The organism is Martinezella lusitana, from assembly GCF_010668395.1.
In the GTDB taxonomy this organism is placed as follows: Bacteria; Pseudomonadota; Alphaproteobacteria; order Rhizobiales; family Rhizobiaceae; genus Rhizobium; species Rhizobium lusitanum_A.
Genome location: NZ_WUEY01000001.1, coordinates 675,356 through 690,140, shown reverse-complemented (window position 1 = coordinate 690,140; position 14,785 = coordinate 675,356). Strand labels below are relative to the sequence as shown.

The following is a 14,785-nucleotide window of genomic DNA, read 5'->3' as shown; positions in this document are numbered from 1 at the left end:
GAGCCGGCAGCCTCGCGCAGGCAGCCATTTAGGCGCGTTTTTGGTGATTGGGCGTTGGCGCGCATCGGCTGCGTTATTATATTTATGGTATGCGGCACCATGGTGTCGCCTTCGCAGGTAAGGGATCGTCGCAGGCCATGTGGATCAAATCGAAAATCGCTATTGCAGCTGTTCTCCTCGCGAGCCTCGCGCCTGCAGCGGCGTTCGCCGACAATCCGCTTCTCCCCAAGCCATATGTCGCTCCCGTCTATCCTTACAAGAACCTGCCGGGCGTGACGGCGCCGAAAATGGCGGCAGACGAGAAGTTTGAGTGCCGGACGACGACCCTTTATGCGGACTATTTCCGCGAGGGACTGTTCTACAGGAGCCTGCCGCGCCTCGGTTACGTTTGCGAGCAGGATGGCGTCATTTCCAGCAGCACCCGCAAGCCGAACTATAAATATTGGCAATATAACGGCCCGGGCAGATGATGCCGCGGGCAGCCTGCCGAAATAAACGGCAGCGCAATCAAAACTTGCGCGGCGTCAGGCTGACGTCGTGAAAGTTTTGATGATGGTCTGAAAATAAATTTCATGTTTTTGGTAAAATGCGCGAACGTCGTTGACGAATGCGAAAATTTGCCCCAAGATTACGAAAATAAATTACGTAATGGGAACTCAAAAGCATGCGAGTTGGAATCATTGGGCTGGGATTCCGCCTGGGATATCTGGGCTATGTCTTCAAGGCGATCGACGAGAGCTTCGAGATTGCCGGATATGTCGATCCGGAACCTGCGGGCCTGCCTGGTTTGATCGAGCAGGGCATTTCTGCCGGAAAAGCCTATGCGACGCCTCAAGAGCTGATTGCCAACGAAAAGATCGACCTCCTGATGATTGGTTCGCCGAACCACATGCATCTCGATCATATCCGCATCGGCCTTGAGGCCGGCCTCAAGATCTTCTGTGAAAAGCCGATCGTCACGACGATCAAGGACAGCATCGAACTCGCAAAGCTGATGGCGAAATTCGGCCATGAGCGACTGAATGTCGGGCTCGTCCTGCGCTATTCGCCCATGTATCGCGATCTTTTGGTCGCGCAGGCCGAAGGAAAGCTCGGCAAGGTCGTTTCCATCGAGGCATCCGAGCATATCGAGCCCTATCACGGCGCGTTCTTCATGCGTGATTGGCGCCGCTACGAACATTATTCCGGCAGCTTCATGCTGGAGAAATGCTGCCACGACCTCGATCTTTATAATGGCGTGGTCGGCGCTCGTCCGGAAAGGGTCGCAAGCTTCGGCGGACGCAAGAGCTTCATCCCGGAAAACGACCCGGCACGGGAGGGGATCAACGATCTCGAACTTTTCCATCGCAAGCCGAGCGGCTGGATGGGATCGGACAAGGTGTTCGACAGCGATGGCGACATCATCGACTATCAGGTCGCGATCGTCGAATATGCCAATGGCGTCGGCATGAACTTCCACACCAACCTGAACGTGCCGGACCAGTTCCGCCGTTTCGCCATCATGGGCTCGCGCGGCATGGCCGAAGGCGATTTCATTCGCGGTTATTTCAACGTGCATGAGATGCTCACCGGCAAGAAGGTGATCGAGAAAACCTATGCGACGCGCACGACGTTGTCGCAGCACTACGGCGCCGATGAGCAGATGGCCGCCGACATTATCGCGCATGTCAAAACGGGCCTGCACCTGCCGGTTTCGACCCAGAATGCGCTGGAAGCGGGAATTCTCGCCTTGTCGATGGACGAGGCGCGCATGAAGAAGACCGTCGTCGATCTCCGACCGATATGGGACGAGTTCGACGAGGCGCTTCATTCAAGAGCCGCCTAGGGAGGGGCGCAGGATGGGTGTTCAACGCAGCACGGTCATCTTCGCCTGGGTCCTGCTTTTTCCGGCTCTTCTTTACGTCACCGTCATCGTCGCCTATCCGCTGGTGGACACGATAATCCTGTCCTTCACCGACGCGTCGTTGAAGAAGGTGACGAATTGGGTCGGTCTGGAGAACTACGCCAAGATCTTCAACGACACCTTCGCCGGCGTCATCGTCCGAACCTTCATCTGGACCTTCTTTTCCGTGTCGTTCAAGATGGTTATCGGCACCTTGGGCGCGGCGCTGCTGAATTCCGCGGTGCCGGGCCGGTCGCTTTTCAGGGTGCTGACCATGCCGCCCTGGATCGTGCCCATGGCGATCGGCATCTTCATGTGGGGCTGGATGTATAACGGCCAGTTCGGCATGATATCGGGCCTGCTGCAGCGTTTTGGCATCGTCGGCAGTCCCGTCGCATTCCTGGCCTATGGCAGCTCGGCTTTCTGGGCAACGATCGTTACCGACGTCTGGATCGGCGTGCCGATGGTCACCCTTTACATGCTGGCGGCCATGCAGGCGGTCCCGCACGATCTGTATGAGGCCGCCTGGACGGATGGCGCCGGCCGCTTCTATCGCTTCCGCCGCATCACGCTGCCGCTGCTCGTGCCTTCCCTGGTCACCATGTCGATGCTCTCGTTGATTTCGACGTTCAATTCCTTCGACATCATCTGGATTTTGACTCGCGGCGGCCCGAACGGCGAGACGACGACGATGATTATCGACACCTATCGCACCGCGATCGGATCCTACAAATATGGTGAAGGCGCGGCCCGCGCGGTGTTGATCTGCATCTTCCTGTCGCTCTTCTGCCTAGCCTATTTCCGCCTGACCAGCCGCTTTTCCACGGGAGCCAAGCAGCGATGAGCCAGCCTTCGATGATCCATCGCTACAAGTGGTACGAGCTCATCGGCATCTATGCCGGGATCCTGCTGTTCCTCACCTTCGTGCTGGCGCCCTTCGTCGAAGGGTTCCTGGTCTCGCTGAAGCCGCTCAGCCAGCTTTTCTCTTCGCCCTACCGGTTCATTCCCGAAAATGGCTCCTTTGCAGCCTACCGGACGATGTGGACCAGCGTGCCGGGCTTCGGCTGGTACATTTTCAACTCGTTCCTAGTTTCCGGTTCGATCACCATCATCGTGCTCATTCTCGTGGTGCCGGCGGCCTACGCCTTCGCCCGCTTTGAGTTCAAGGGTTCGGGCTTGTTGCTGGGTGGTTTTCTGGCGGTGAAGATGTTTTCGGGCGCTGTGCTGCTCATCCCGCTGTTCCGACTCATGCGGTCCTTCGGCGTGCTGAACACCTATTTCGCCATGATCGTGCCGGGTGTCGCCTTCATCATCCCCACGGGGATCTGGCTGCTGCACACCTATATCAGGCGTATCCCGCGGGAGCTCGACGAAGCCGCTTATGTCGATGGCGCAAGCCAGCTCTATACCCTGCGTCGCGTTATCCTACCGATTGCCATGCCTGGTATCGTCGTCGTCGCGATTTCTTCGTTCATCGAGGCATATGCGCAGCAGTTCATCTATGCTCTTACCTTCAACTCGAAGACTGAATACATGCCACTGCCGGTAGGCCTGTTTGCCTATTTCGGCCGGCAGGAGGTCGTCTGGAATGAGCTCATGGCCGCAAGTTTCGTCGGTATCACGCCGGCGCTGATCCTGATCTTCTTCCTGCAACGGTATCTCGTCAGCGGTCTGACCGCCGGCGCGGTGAAGCAATAAAACCAATCAACCACCAGAGAGAACGGGAGCTTAAACGTGACATTCCATTTCAAGACGGGGCTGCTTGCCCTTGCTTTGCTCGGCTCCACCGCGCTTGGCGTCGTGAACGCCCAGGCCGCCGACAAGGAAATCAGCTGGATCTATTGCGGCGACACCATCGATCCGATCCATGTGAAGTATATCAAGCAGTGGGAAGACAAGAATCCGGGCTGGGCAGTCAAGCCAGAACTCGTCGGCTGGGAATTGTGCCAGGATAAGGCAACGACGCTTGCCGCTGCCGGGACGCCAGTCGCCATGGCCTATGTCGGTTCGCGTACGCTCAAGCAGTTCGCTGACAACGATCTGATCGTTCAGATCCCGATGACGGATGACGAAAAGAAGGCCTATTATCCCGGCATCGTCGATACTGTTACTATCGATGGTCAGCAGTGGGGCACGCCGATCGCCTTCTCGACCAAGGCGCTGTACTGGAACAAGGATCTCTTCAAGCAGGCCGGCCTCGATCCCGAGAAGCCGCCGACCACCTGGGCCGAGGAAATCGCCGACGCCAAGACGATCAAGGAAAAGACCGGCATCCCCGGCTACGGCCTCTCGGCCAAGACCTTCGACAACACCATGCACCAGTTCCTGCATTGGGTTTACACCAACAATGGCAAGGTCATCGACGGCGACAAGATCGTCCTCGACAGCCCCGAAGTTCTGGCAGCTCTCCAGGCCTACAAGGACATCACGCCTTACTCGGTCGAAGGACCGACGGCCTACGAGCAGAACGAAATGCGCGCCATCTTCCTCGATGGCAAGGTCGGCATGATCCAGGCCGGCTCCGGCGCCGCCGCTCGCTTGAAGGAAACGAAGATCAACTGGGGCGTGGCGCCGCTGCCGCTCGGTCCTTCGGCCAAGGGCCAGGGCACGCTGCTCATCACCGACAGCCTTGCTGTCTTCAAGGGCAGCGGCGTCGAGGACAAGGCGATCGACTTCGCCAAGTTCATCACGTCTCCCGGCCCGCAGGCGGAATACGAACTGCAGGGCGGCGCCGGCCTCACGCCGCTGCGCCCGTCGGCGCTGGTTGACGAGTTCGTCAAGAAGGACGCTTCCTGGAAGCCGTTCATCGATGGCATCGCCTATGGTGGTCCCGAGCCGCTGTTCAAGGACTACAAGGGCTTCCAGAACGTCATGATCGAGATGGTCCAGTCGGTCGTGACCGGCCAGGCCCAGCCGGCCGACGCGCTGAAGAAGGCTGCTGCCGACCTCGAGCAGTACAAGTAAGCCTGCAAATCACCGGGCCGCGCGCAATGCGCGCGGCCTTTGGAGCCCTGCCCGCCAACCGGCGGCGCCGCGCGGAGACAGAGTTTGGGAAAGCTGCACCTTAATCAGGTCAAAAAATTCTACGGTCATTTCGAGGTCATCAAGGGCGTCGAACTCGACGTAACGGACGGTGAATTCATCGTCTTCGTCGGTCCGTCCGGCTGCGGCAAGTCGACCCTGCTGCGCATGATCGCAGGCCTCGATGAAGTGACCACCGGCGACATCATGATCGATGGTGTCCGCGTCAACGATCTGGCGCCCGTCAAGCGCGGTATCGCCATGGTCTTCCAGTCCTATGCCCTCTATCCGCACATGTCGGTGTTCGAAAACATCGCCTTCCCCCTGCGGGTGGAAAAGATGCCGGAAGACAAGCTCAAGGCCAAGGTCGAGCATGCCGCCCGCATCCTCCATCTCGATCAACGCTTGCAGCAGAAGCCGGGTCAGCTTTCCGGCGGCCAGCGCCAGCGTGTCGCCATCGGCCGTGCCATCGTGCGCGAGCCGAAGATCTTTCTCTTCGACGAGCCGCTGTCGAACCTCGACGCTGCTCTGCGCGCCGACATGCGCATCGAGCTGGCGAAGCTGCACCGCCAGCTGCAGGCGACCATGATCTATGTGACGCACGACCAGGTCGAGGCCATGACCATGGCCGATCGCATCGTCGTGCTGAACGCCGGCGAGATATCACAGGTCGGCGCCCCGCTGGAGCTTTATCACAAGCCGGCGAACACCTTCGTCGCCCGCTTCATCGGCAATCCCAAGATGAACTTCCTGCCTGTGACCTGTACGAACGTCAGCGATGCGGGCGTGGAGATCGACTACAAGGGCCAGAAGGTCGTGTTGCCGGTGACCCCGCGCGCAGGCGCGGTCGGCAAGGCGCTGACGCTCGGTATCCGGCCGGAACATGTCCAGCTCGGCGATGGCGATCTCAGCTTGACCATCGTGCCGACGGTTGTCGAACGTCTCGGTGCTCAAACCGTTGCCTATGCCACGGCGGATGGCATCGACGAGAATTTCTGCGCGACTTTGCCCGGCAGCGCTGCCATCCGCATGGATGCGCCGATCAAGACAGGTATCCGCATTGGCGATTGCCACCTCTTCGACGAAAGCGGCGAGGCTTTCGAGCGGCGGGTGGAACTGACCGAAATCGACATGGAATTGCTGAACCAGGCCGCCTCCTGACGGGAGGCGGTTGCCGGACCATCCTCGCCCTTCGACACGTTCAGGGTGAGGGTGGAGCGAACCTGGTCCTCGATACGGCTTACCACTTTTGGGCTACGGCATAGAGGATCAGCCCCATGGCGAGGAGGCCCGAAGGGCCGTCTCGAACCACGAGGGCGGATCGCCCGAAGCAGCTACCAGACCAGGCCGCGAGCCGCCACGTCTTCGACGCGCGTCACCACGCCGTCGCGATGAAAGACCATCTGGTCGAAGAGGTTGGAAACGACGCAGGTGTGGTTGGGGATGATGCGGATCTTGTCGCCGATCCGTGGGCGAGGGCCGGCGCACTTCGACAGGTCGATGACGCCATGCTCTTCCGAAAGCCCCTTGATGACGGCGTCGGGATAGCCGACCACCTGACCATAGTCGGCAAAGCCGAGAAGATCCGAGGTCAGAGCCTTCGAGCCGGCATCGATGACGGCGCGGTCCTCGGTTGGCCTCGAGACGACGGTGGCGAGGATATGCATCGCGCAATCCTCTTCCCGGCAGTGGCCCGCGCGCACCATCGAGCGGTCGTTGTAGATGTAGGTTCCGGCGCGATGTTCCGTCGCGGCGGTCACAAGATGCGCGTCGAAGAGGCTGGGCGTGCCGCCATTGCTGACGATCGGGCACGCCACGCCATCCGCCTTCAGAAGCTTTACCGCTTCCGACAGGAATTCCTGCGTCGCGGCGGCATTGTCCGGCTTTGGGTAGGTCATGAGGCCGGCAAAGGCGAGCCCCGGCTTGCTGGCGATGTATGTGCCGAGCCTTGCGGCTTCCGCGGGCGATTGCACGCCGCAGCGCGCGCCGCCGGTATCGCATTCCACCAGCACCGTCAGCGGCTTGCGCGCCGCAAAGTAGCTGGAGAGCCCGTCGACGGTGACGGCGCTGTCGGCCACGACCTTAAGGCCGGAAATGCGATTGTTGAGCGCCGAGAGGCGAACGAGCTTCTCCGGGCCGAGAATATTGAAGGTAATCAGGATATCCTCGAAGCCCGCGTCGGCGAAGGCTTCCGCTTCGGTGATTTTCTGGCAGTTGATGCCCTTGGCGCCGGCGGCGACCTGAGCGCGTGCGAGCGCGGGAATCTTGTGCGTCTTGATGTGCGGGCGGAAGTTCAGGCCGTGCTGATCCATGTAGGACTGCACGCGTGCAATGTTTCCGGCCAGTCGGTCCTCGTCGATGATCGGGCGCGGGGTCGATAGTCCTTCGATCCGGTCGCCAGGCTTGGGGCTGATTTCCGAGGCGATGTCATGTGCCATCTCAGGCGTCTTTCCGTTCTTCTGCAAAGGGATCCGCCACCATCGGCCAGATATCCTTCCGCGCACGGCGATAGGGCGTGCGCGCCGGATTGTTGGGATAAGGCGTTCCCGCGGAGCAGTAAAGGATCTGCGCCGCGATCTTGGAGAAGGACGCGTAGAAGTGATTGGTCGATTTGATCACCAGGATCTTCTTGGTCGCCGGCTCGATGCCCATGACGGAGAACAGGCTCGGATCGAAGCTCTGGGCGCGCGTCGAATTCAGGATGATGTCGATACCGTCGAGCTGGATATGCGCGGCATCGCCGAACGGCGCAAAGCTCTCGCCGAAGCGCATCTCGGCGTTGGTGACGAGACGGACGATCTTGACATGACCGTCGATGGGATTGCCCGTGCCCGGCGCGGATTTCGCACCGAAGCGCAGCGGGATTTCCGCACCTTCGCCGGCCGCCATGCAGATCTGCACGGCCATGGGATCCCAGATCGTGCCGATCGCCGTGTCGGTGGCGCCGCGATCGAGCAATTCCTGCAGGACGACCGTCGCATCCCCCGCCGTGCCGCCGCCGGGATTGTCCCATAGGTCGGCAATGACGACCGGGCCGGAGGTTGCGGCCATCGCCTCGCTCACCGCCTGCTTCTCGTCGATCTGCGGCATGATGAAGGTGCCGCGTTTCGAGAAAAGTTCGAGACCGAGCTCCCGGCCGATGGCGGAACCCTTGTCGGGCTTGTTGTTGGTGACGACGAGCAGTTTCGTCCCCATTTCCGGCACGTCGCCGGCCATGAAGCCGTGAATGACAGAAATCGACAGGACGTCGGCATCGCTCTTTTCCAGCGCCATGATCTTGTCGACGAAGGAGCGCATCGGCTCGCGCGACGTCGGGAAGACATCGATCATGCGGCAGTCGAAGACGGACATGACCGGCTCGACGCGGCCTTCGAGCGTATCGATGGCAATACGCCAGAGGTCTTCGGCGCGATCGACGAAATCCGTATGCGGGAATTCCTTGAAGTAGACGAAGAAATTCGCGGCGGCGAGGCGCTTCCCGGTCAGGTGGCTGTGCGGATCGAGTTCGGCGCAGACCAGGATATCCGGCCCCACGATCTCGCGGACGCGCGACAGGAAATCGCCTTCCGTATCCTCGTAGCCATCCGCGACCATGGCGCCGTGCAGCCCGAGAACGACGGCGTCGACCGGCATGGCGGCCCGCAACTGGTCGAGAATTTCGTCCCGCAGGTCCTCATAGGTCCGGCGGTTCACCAGGCCCGCCGGATCGGCCCAGGTGGCCGTGCCCTCGATCACTTCCCAGCCCTTTTGAGCGGCAATGCGCCTGCCGACGGTAATCGGGGCGGAACACAGCGTCGGCGTTTCAGGGTGCATGCCGGGGGGTGCATAGAGAGAGGCTTCGAAAGCACGCCGGTCGATGCAGATGGGAGAGAAGGTGTTCGTCTCGGTCGCGAGGGCCGCGGTGAAAATGCGCAATGCTGTCGCCTCTATTCCATGGGGTTCGGCAGGTAACCGGTGAAGCCGCAGATTTTCCAGCGCCCTTCATGCAGGCGGCAGTAATAAAGAGTCTGCCATTTCATAACGTCGGTGCTGCCGTCCGACTTCTTCAGGCTACCGTCGAACTTCTTGCGCACCAGGGCCATGTCGCCTTCGATCTCGATGTCTTCGAGCGTCGTCGTGGTGAAGATGGCCGTGCGCGGATCCTCGGCGAAGGACTGGGTGGCGAAGTCGCGCGCCTGGCGCAGCCACTCGTCGCGATAGGCTGATAGCGTCGGGAAAGCGAGGCGCCACTTGTCCGGGCTGACGTCGCGCTTGCCGTCGATGCCGATGAAGCCCTCTTCGACGAAATCGCCCGCGACCATCGACCAGTCGGCGGCAAGAAAAGCGTCGATGTCGCGCGGAACGAGCATCTCCCAGATCGAATGCCGGGGCGTATCGCTGGCAGGGAAGGGATTCTTGAAAGGATCACGCATGGTAGCAGCCGCCATTTAAATTCTTTTCATAATTTACGATTTTCACTGGTCAAATTCTGCTTTCTATGGTCATTTGTCAACGTATCAAGAAAATAATTTGCAGGAACCGCATGGTGGCCATCACATGTCAAGGTTCCCGCCGAATGGGAACGAATGACGCGCCGCATCCGCCCGCAAGCCTGTCCACGGGCGCTGGCGGAAATGGTGAGATTGAGATGGATCGCGTCGCTGCCTACGTATCATACGTTTGCAAAGCAGCGACAAAGGGGGGCTGATGGATATCTTCACGACCATGCAGGACGAGAGGGGCCGGCTTTCGCAATCGGAAATCCGCATCGCCGATATCGTCCTCAATGATTTCGAATTCGCGGTCAATGCTTCCATCATCGAGCTTGCGGGCAAGGCGGATGTCTCGCCGCCGACGGTGACGCGCTTCTGCCGGCGCCTGGGCTGCGAAAGCTTTTCCGATTTCAAGGTGCAGCTTGCACGCACCGCCTATGTCGGCATGCGCTATCTCAAGCCGGAGCCGAAGAGCATCGCGCCGGCCGACGTCGCCCAGGACATTATTACCAAGGCGCAGAACGCGCTCTTCCTGCTGCATCGCGGCCTGGATGTCGATGCCATCGAGCGGGCGGCCAACCGGCTTGCCGGCGCGGAGATGATCTATGCCTTCGGCTCCGGCGGCAATTCCTCGATGATCGCCAACGAGCTGCAGAACCGCCTGTTCCGGCTTGGCCTTCGCATTACCGCGAGCTCCGATCACAGCATGCAGCTGATGATGGCGGCGGCGGCCAAACCGACGGACGTGCTGATCGGCTCCTCCTTCTCCGGCCGCAACGCCGAGCTGGTGCGCGCCTTCATGCTGGCGCGCGAGGCCAAGGTGCCGACTATCGCGCTGACGCAGAGCGGAAGCCCGGTGGCGAATGCGGCCGAGATCACGCTGCCCGTCGATCTGCCGGAAGGAGACAATATCTATCGGCCGACATCGACCCGCATTGCCTATCTCGCCGTGGTGGACATTCTCGCCAGCCTGATCGCCTACCGCATCCAGCCGCAAGCCACGGTGACGCTGCGCCGCATCAAGCAGCAGCTCGTCACCCATCGCGACGGCGACGACCGCCAGCTGCTCGGGGACTAAGGCCGTTTCCGCGGCAGGCACGCAAAAACAACGACAGGGCGGCGGGCCTTCGCCGTTCGGGGACTTAATCGAAGGAACACCATATGAGCAAATCCGTTGCCATCGTCACGGGGGCGGCCGGCGATATCGGCCGTGCCATCGCAAAGCGCCTGTCGGATGACCATGACGTCATCCTGCTCGTCGATATCGACGAGGCGGCCGTGCGGAAGGCGGCGGAGGCGCTCGGCCCGGCGGAGCGTTTCGTGGCGCTCAAGGCGGATATCACCAGCGACGTCGATGTTGCCAGCATGGCCGGGGCCGCAGCGGATTTGGGCGGGGTGAAGACGCTGGTCAACAATGCCGGCGCTGCCCGTGCCGTCAGCCTTCACGATACCACGCCCGCTATATGGCGGGCCGACAATGCCCTCAATCTCGAAGCGGCATTCCTGTGCTTCCGCGCCGTCGAGGATCTGCTGAAGGCGTCGAAGGGGTCGGTCATCAATATCGCGTCCGTCAACGGCATGGCCGTCTTCGGCCATCCGGCCTACAGCGCCGCCAAGGCCGGCCTCCTGCATTTCACCCGGCTGGTCGCTGTCGAATACGGCAAGTTCGGCATCCGCTCGAATGCGGTGGCGCCCGGCACCGTGCGCACCCAGGCCTGGGAAGTGCGCGCCGCCGCAAACCCGAATGTCTTCGAGGAGGCGAAGCGCTGGTATGCGCTGCAGCGCGTCGTCGATCCGGTCGATGTCGCCAATGCCGTGTCCTTCCTCGCAAGCCCGCTCGCTTCGGCCATAACAGGCGTCTGCCTGCCCGTCGATTGCGGCCTGACGGCAGGGCAGGCGGAACTCGCCCGCACCTTCTCCCAATCCGATCACTACTGACGCTCGTTGCCAAAGAGGAACTTGATGCAGCCGTCCTCCTATCATCTCGAAAACACCTGGTCTCCCGAGGGCGGAAAGCATGGTCGACTGACCCTGACGCTTTTCAATTTCTCGGATGCGCCGCTTGCCGATTTTCGTCTCGCCTATACGACGCTGACCCGCTTCATCGATCCGCAAGCCTGCGACAACGCCGTCTTCGTGCGCCGCAACGCCAATTTCCATGAGTTCGCACCGCCGGCCGGCGTGTCCATAGCGCCCGGCGAGAGCTGGACGTTCACGGTTTCCGCTCTTCACCGGATTGCGCGGCATTGCACCGATGGCGCCAAGTCCGCCTACGTGACGCTGGCGGATGGCACGCATGTCACGGTCTTCACCTCGGACCTGCTGCTTGCCGATCGCGCCAGCGAGCCGCCGCCCGTGCTGCTGCCGGAAGGCAGGCTGGAGCTTCCCTACGCCATCCAGCCGTGGCCGGCGGCGATCGACGTCAAGCCGGGCGAGGACTTTCCGGTCGCGCTCTATCCGGCCAAGGGCTCGGACGCCGCAAGCGTAAAGGCGCTTGCCTCGGCGCAGGCGCTCTTCCGCCGCCTGTTTCCTTCCAATCACGTTCCCTTCAGCCTCATAGCCGCGCCGCAGGGCAGGGCGCTGCGTTTCATCGAGCGGCCGGCGCTCTCCAGCGAAGCCTATGAGCTTTCCTTCTCCGGCAATGAGGTCGTGCTTTCCTTCTCCGCCGCTTCAGGCCGCCTTTATGGCCTGACGACGCTGGCGCAGCTTCTGGATGGCGCGCGACGCGAGCCGGGCAAGTTCCGCTTTCCGGTTGCGGGCGTGATCGCCGACCAGCCGCGCTACGGCTGGCGCGGCTGCCATCTCGACGTATCCAGGCAATTCACCCCCAAGGCGGATGTCCTGCGCCTGCTCGACATTCTCGCCTGGCTGAAGCTCAACATCTTCCATTGGCACCTGACCGACGACGAGGCTTGGCGGCTCGAGATCCGCGCCTATCCGCAGCTGACCACCACGGGCGTGCTGCGCGGACCGGACGAGCCGCTGCTGCCGCAGCTCGGCAATGCCGCCGAGCCGGTTGGCGGCTTCTATTCGCAGGCCGATGTCAGGGAAATCGTCGCCCACGCCACCGCGCTCGGCATCGAGGTGATCCCGGAGATCGATATCCCCGGCCACAGCACCGCGACGCTTGTCGCCCTGCCTGACCTGACGGATGGGCAGGAGGCGCCCGACAGCTATCACTCGGTCCAGGGGTATCCGAACAATGCGCTGAACCCGGCGATCGAGCTCACCTATGAATTCCTGGCCAAGGTCTTCGATGAAATGGTTGAGCTCTTCCCGTCCGAATATATCCATATCGGCGGTGACGAGGTCGCCAACGGCTCCTGGCTCGCATCGCCGCTGGCGCGCAAGCTGATGGAGAAGGAGGGCCTCTCGGGGACATTTGCGCTGCAGTCCTATTTCCTGAAGCGTATCAAGGCCATGCTCACCGAGCGCGGCCGCAAGCTTGCCGGCTGGAACGAAGTCGCCCATGGCGGCGGCGTCGATCCCGAAAGTACGCTGCTGATGGCCTGGGAAAAGCCGGAGGTAGGCATCGAGCTGGCGCGCGAGGGCTATGAAGTCGTCATGACGCCGGGCCAGGCCTATTATCTCGACATGGTGCAGGCCGACGCCTGGCAGGAGCCGGGCGCGAGCTGGGCAGGCACCGTGCCGCCGGCCCACACCTATGCCTACGAGGCCGAGGGCGATTTTCCGGATGAGCTGAAGCATTTGATGAAGGGCGTGCAGGCCTGCATCTGGCAGGAGAACTTTGTCTCCCGCGACTATTTCAACCGTCTCGTCTTCCCGCGCCTGCCGGCCATTGCCGAAGCTGCCTGGACGCCGAAGGCACAGAAGGATTGGCTGCGCTTTGCCGCCATCGTGCCGCTCAGCCCGAAGCTTTAGGGTTATCGCCGGAGGCTGGTATCGGCCGCCGGCATCCGATCACGCCCGAGGCCGCCGAAAGTTTCTTTCGGCGGCTTTCCTCTGCCGGTAGTGGGAAAGCGACGGCCGGAAGATTGCATCGTTGCCGCCTTGTCGAATTAGCTGGCTCAGACGGTTCCCATGTCGGTCGGGAAGAAGCCTGCCCAGGCCATCACCGCCATGGCCGTGATGACGAGCAGATACCACATGCTGACGTAATCCCCGACCAGCCGCCGGTTCAAGGCGGCAAAGAGAAGAGCGACGCTGAAGGCAAGCCAGAGCAGGTTGCAGACGTGGTTCATTTTGTTGTTCCCCTTATTCGCCTTACCCTCCCTGCCTCAAAGGTTAACCGCATGGAGATGCGGGAGGTAGCGCGGTAGCGGGATGGAGGTCTGCGCAAAACGGGAAGCGCAGACGGATCCGTCAAATGGCCTGGCGGCTTTGGCGACAGCGCGTCGTATCGCGGCAGATTCACCGAAACGCTAAGAAAATCTTAACGCCATGCCGACAGCCCGGGAACATCTCGGCACCGCTCTTCGTTATTGCATCACGGTGTGAGGCGAGGAGTTGAAATCATGGACTATTATACGACGATGGCCGCGTGCGCCGGCACCGGTTCCTTCCTGATCGCAGCGCTCGTAGCGCTCTACGGATGAGGAGCCTTGCCATGGAACATGGTGATTGGAACAATCCCGTCATACTCGAACTCGGCCGCGCCGGTCATTTCGCGATCATCACCAACGCGCTCGATGCGGCCAACTGCATGAGCGAGGAGTGGCCGCTGAATAGCGGGCCTGCGGTAGACGAGGCTGTGCTGGTGTGCCTCGACGCCGTTCTCGGCAAAGCTTCCGCCGAGGAGGCGCGGGAAGCTTTTCTGGAAGCAGTGCGCGAAGCCGGGCTCAGCGTCAGGCCGGACTCCGAAAGCCTTCATTAGGTCGGTCGCATCAGTGGCGGTGTGTCCAGCCCCAACTGCCGGGCCGATATCGCTTCGACAGAAGATGCTCAGATTATCCAGAAGATCAGGCCGAGGATCACGATCACCGCGAGGATGAAACCCATCATCCGCCCAAGCCCTTCGTTGACGTTACCGTCGCCGACGATCAGCTCATACCAGTCGCGCTTTTCACTCATCGAAGGTCCCTCGAGTTCCCTCTCATTAGGGTCCCGGTTATCTCGACAGTCAATGATTTATAGGGGTTGAAAAACAGAAGGCGGCGATGCGGTTCCTGACAGGCTGGAGCCGGGTTCGGTCGCCCCGAATTTCTCAAATCGTTTGCCGATTACGCAGGCTGATCGCATCTTTCAAAACCAGTGTCCACCGCGCCTCCGGCGAACCGGAGTGCGTATCACGAACACTGCTATGTTTTGAAATAATTGAGAAATCCACGTTTCTCAAAAATGGAATGGTGCCCAGAAGAGGACTCGAACCTCCACACCCTTTCGGGTACCAGCACCTGAAGCTGGCGCGTCTACCAATTCCGCCATCTGGGCGACGGACACGCATGTAAGG

General features: G+C 61.1%; 15 protein-coding genes and 1 tRNA gene. 10 read left to right on the top strand and 6 right to left on the bottom strand.

Going from position 1 to position 14,785, the window contains the following annotated elements:
* The first annotated feature begins 137 nt into the window (after positions 1 to 137).
* The 6 genes from GR212_RS03425 to GR212_RS03400 all read left to right on the top strand — a co-directional run bounded on the left by GR212_RS03425 (position 138) and on the right by GR212_RS03400 (position 6,064).
* Positions 138 to 470, top strand: coding sequence for a hypothetical protein (locus GR212_RS03425; protein ID WP_163985033.1), 333 nt, complete (start codon positions 138 to 140; stop codon positions 468 to 470).
* A 194-nt stretch (positions 471 to 664) separates the two neighbouring features.
* A complete protein-coding gene (locus GR212_RS03420) occupies positions 665 to 1,825 on the top strand; it encodes a Gfo/Idh/MocA family protein (RefSeq protein WP_163985032.1) in 1,161 nt (386 codons plus the stop codon).
* A gap of 13 nt (positions 1,826 to 1,838) precedes the next feature.
* Positions 1,839 to 2,726, top strand: coding sequence for a carbohydrate ABC transporter permease (locus GR212_RS03415; protein ID WP_163985031.1), 888 nt, complete (start codon positions 1,839 to 1,841; stop codon positions 2,724 to 2,726).
* Positions 2,723 to 3,580 carry a carbohydrate ABC transporter permease gene (locus tag GR212_RS03410; RefSeq protein WP_163985030.1) on the top strand — a complete coding sequence of 286 codons (858 nt, stop codon included), beginning with the start codon at positions 2,723 to 2,725 and terminating at the stop codon, positions 3,578 to 3,580. Before GR212_RS03415 ends, GR212_RS03410 begins: the two co-directional genes overlap by 4 nt.
* 36 nt (positions 3,581 to 3,616) lie before the next feature.
* Positions 3,617 to 4,846 carry an extracellular solute-binding protein gene (locus GR212_RS03405; protein WP_163985029.1) on the top strand — a complete coding sequence of 410 codons (1,230 nt, stop codon included), beginning with the start codon at positions 3,617 to 3,619 and terminating at the stop codon, positions 4,844 to 4,846.
* A gap of 84 nt (positions 4,847 to 4,930) precedes the next feature.
* The gene (locus GR212_RS03400) at positions 4,931 to 6,064 is read left to right on the top strand and encodes an ABC transporter ATP-binding protein (RefSeq protein WP_163985028.1); all 1,134 of its coding nucleotides are present in this window, start codon (positions 4,931 to 4,933) and stop codon (positions 6,062 to 6,064) included.
* Positions 6,065 to 6,237: 173 nt separating this feature from the next.
* On the opposite strand, the gene GR212_RS03395 is transcribed toward GR212_RS03400, so the two are convergent.
* The 3 genes from GR212_RS03395 to GR212_RS03385 are packed head-to-tail and all read right to left on the bottom strand — an operon-like array spanning position 6,238 to position 9,315.
* Positions 6,238 to 7,341 carry a D-TA family PLP-dependent enzyme gene (locus GR212_RS03395; protein WP_163985027.1) on the bottom strand — a complete coding sequence of 368 codons (1,104 nt, stop codon included), beginning with the start codon at positions 7,339 to 7,341 and terminating at the stop codon, positions 6,238 to 6,240.
* A 1-nt stretch (position 7,342) separates the two neighbouring features.
* On the bottom strand, positions 7,343 to 8,818 hold the full coding sequence (locus GR212_RS03390) for a M81 family metallopeptidase (protein ID WP_163985026.1): 1,476 nt from the start codon (positions 8,816 to 8,818) through the stop codon (positions 7,343 to 7,345).
* 11 nt (positions 8,819 to 8,829) lie between these two features.
* On the bottom strand, positions 8,830 to 9,315 hold the full coding sequence (locus GR212_RS03385; protein WP_163985172.1) for a hypothetical protein: 486 nt from the start codon (positions 9,313 to 9,315) through the stop codon (positions 8,830 to 8,832).
* A 274-nt stretch (positions 9,316 to 9,589) separates the two neighbouring features.
* Between GR212_RS03385 and GR212_RS03380 the strand changes: the two genes are divergently transcribed.
* The 3 genes from GR212_RS03380 to GR212_RS03370 all read left to right on the top strand — a co-directional run bounded on the left by GR212_RS03380 (position 9,590) and on the right by GR212_RS03370 (position 13,257).
* The gene (locus GR212_RS03380; RefSeq protein ID WP_163985025.1) at positions 9,590 to 10,453 is read left to right on the top strand and encodes a MurR/RpiR family transcriptional regulator; all 864 of its coding nucleotides are present in this window, start codon (positions 9,590 to 9,592) and stop codon (positions 10,451 to 10,453) included.
* 83 nt (positions 10,454 to 10,536) lie between these two features.
* The gene (locus GR212_RS03375) at positions 10,537 to 11,313 is read left to right on the top strand and encodes an SDR family oxidoreductase (protein ID WP_163985024.1); all 777 of its coding nucleotides are present in this window, start codon (positions 10,537 to 10,539) and stop codon (positions 11,311 to 11,313) included.
* 24 nt (positions 11,314 to 11,337) lie between these two features.
* Positions 11,338 to 13,257, top strand: coding sequence for a beta-N-acetylhexosaminidase (locus tag GR212_RS03370; protein ID WP_163985023.1), 1,920 nt, complete (start codon positions 11,338 to 11,340; stop codon positions 13,255 to 13,257).
* A gap of 146 nt (positions 13,258 to 13,403) precedes the next feature.
* On the opposite strand, the gene GR212_RS03365 is transcribed toward GR212_RS03370, so the two are convergent.
* A complete protein-coding gene (locus tag GR212_RS03365) occupies positions 13,404 to 13,577 on the bottom strand; it encodes a hypothetical protein (RefSeq protein ID WP_163985022.1) in 174 nt (57 codons plus the stop codon).
* A 365-nt stretch (positions 13,578 to 13,942) separates the two neighbouring features.
* Between GR212_RS03365 and GR212_RS03360 the strand changes: the two genes are divergently transcribed.
* A complete protein-coding gene (locus GR212_RS03360; protein WP_163985021.1) occupies positions 13,943 to 14,209 on the top strand; it encodes a DUF982 domain-containing protein in 267 nt (88 codons plus the stop codon).
* Positions 14,210 to 14,277: 68 nt separating this feature from the next.
* Here GR212_RS03360 and GR212_RS37490 read toward each other — a convergent pair whose 3' ends face one another.
* The gene (locus GR212_RS37490; RefSeq protein WP_281411016.1) at positions 14,278 to 14,406 is read right to left on the bottom strand and encodes a hypothetical protein; all 129 of its coding nucleotides are present in this window, start codon (positions 14,404 to 14,406) and stop codon (positions 14,278 to 14,280) included.
* Positions 14,407 to 14,679: 273 nt separating this feature from the next.
* Positions 14,680 to 14,766: transfer RNA gene (locus GR212_RS03355), tRNA-Leu, on the bottom strand.
* Positions 14,767 to 14,785: the final 19 nt, after the last annotated feature.

Excerpts from the sequence above, each read along its gene's own strand:
- GR212_RS03425 (WP_163985033.1), top strand. The coding sequence starts at position 138 with ATGTGGATCAAATCGAAAATCGCTATTGCAGCTGTTCTCCTCGCGAGC.
- GR212_RS03420 (WP_163985032.1), top strand. The coding sequence starts at position 665 with ATGCGAGTTGGAATCATTGGGCTGGGATTCCGCCTGGGATATCTGGGC.
- GR212_RS03415 (WP_163985031.1), top strand. The coding sequence starts at position 1,839 with ATGGGTGTTCAACGCAGCACGGTCATCTTCGCCTGGGTCCTGCTTTTT.
- GR212_RS03410 (WP_163985030.1), top strand. The coding sequence starts at position 2,723 with ATGAGCCAGCCTTCGATGATCCATCGCTACAAGTGGTACGAGCTCATC.
- GR212_RS03395 (WP_163985027.1), bottom strand. The coding sequence starts at position 7,341 with ATGGCACATGACATCGCCTCGGAAATCAGCCCCAAGCCTGGCGACCGG.
- GR212_RS03385 (WP_163985172.1), bottom strand. The coding sequence starts at position 9,315 with ATGCGTGATCCTTTCAAGAATCCCTTCCCTGCCAGCGATACGCCCCGG.
- GR212_RS03380 (WP_163985025.1), top strand. The coding sequence starts at position 9,590 with ATGGATATCTTCACGACCATGCAGGACGAGAGGGGCCGGCTTTCGCAA.
- GR212_RS03375 (WP_163985024.1), top strand. The coding sequence starts at position 10,537 with ATGAGCAAATCCGTTGCCATCGTCACGGGGGCGGCCGGCGATATCGGC.
- GR212_RS03370 (WP_163985023.1), top strand. The coding sequence starts at position 11,338 with ATGCAGCCGTCCTCCTATCATCTCGAAAACACCTGGTCTCCCGAGGGC.
- GR212_RS03365 (WP_163985022.1), bottom strand. The coding sequence starts at position 13,577 with ATGAACCACGTCTGCAACCTGCTCTGGCTTGCCTTCAGCGTCGCTCTT.
- GR212_RS03360 (WP_163985021.1), top strand. The coding sequence starts at position 13,943 with ATGGAACATGGTGATTGGAACAATCCCGTCATACTCGAACTCGGCCGC.
- GR212_RS37490 (WP_281411016.1), bottom strand. The coding sequence starts at position 14,406 with ATGAGTGAAAAGCGCGACTGGTATGAGCTGATCGTCGGCGACGGTAAC.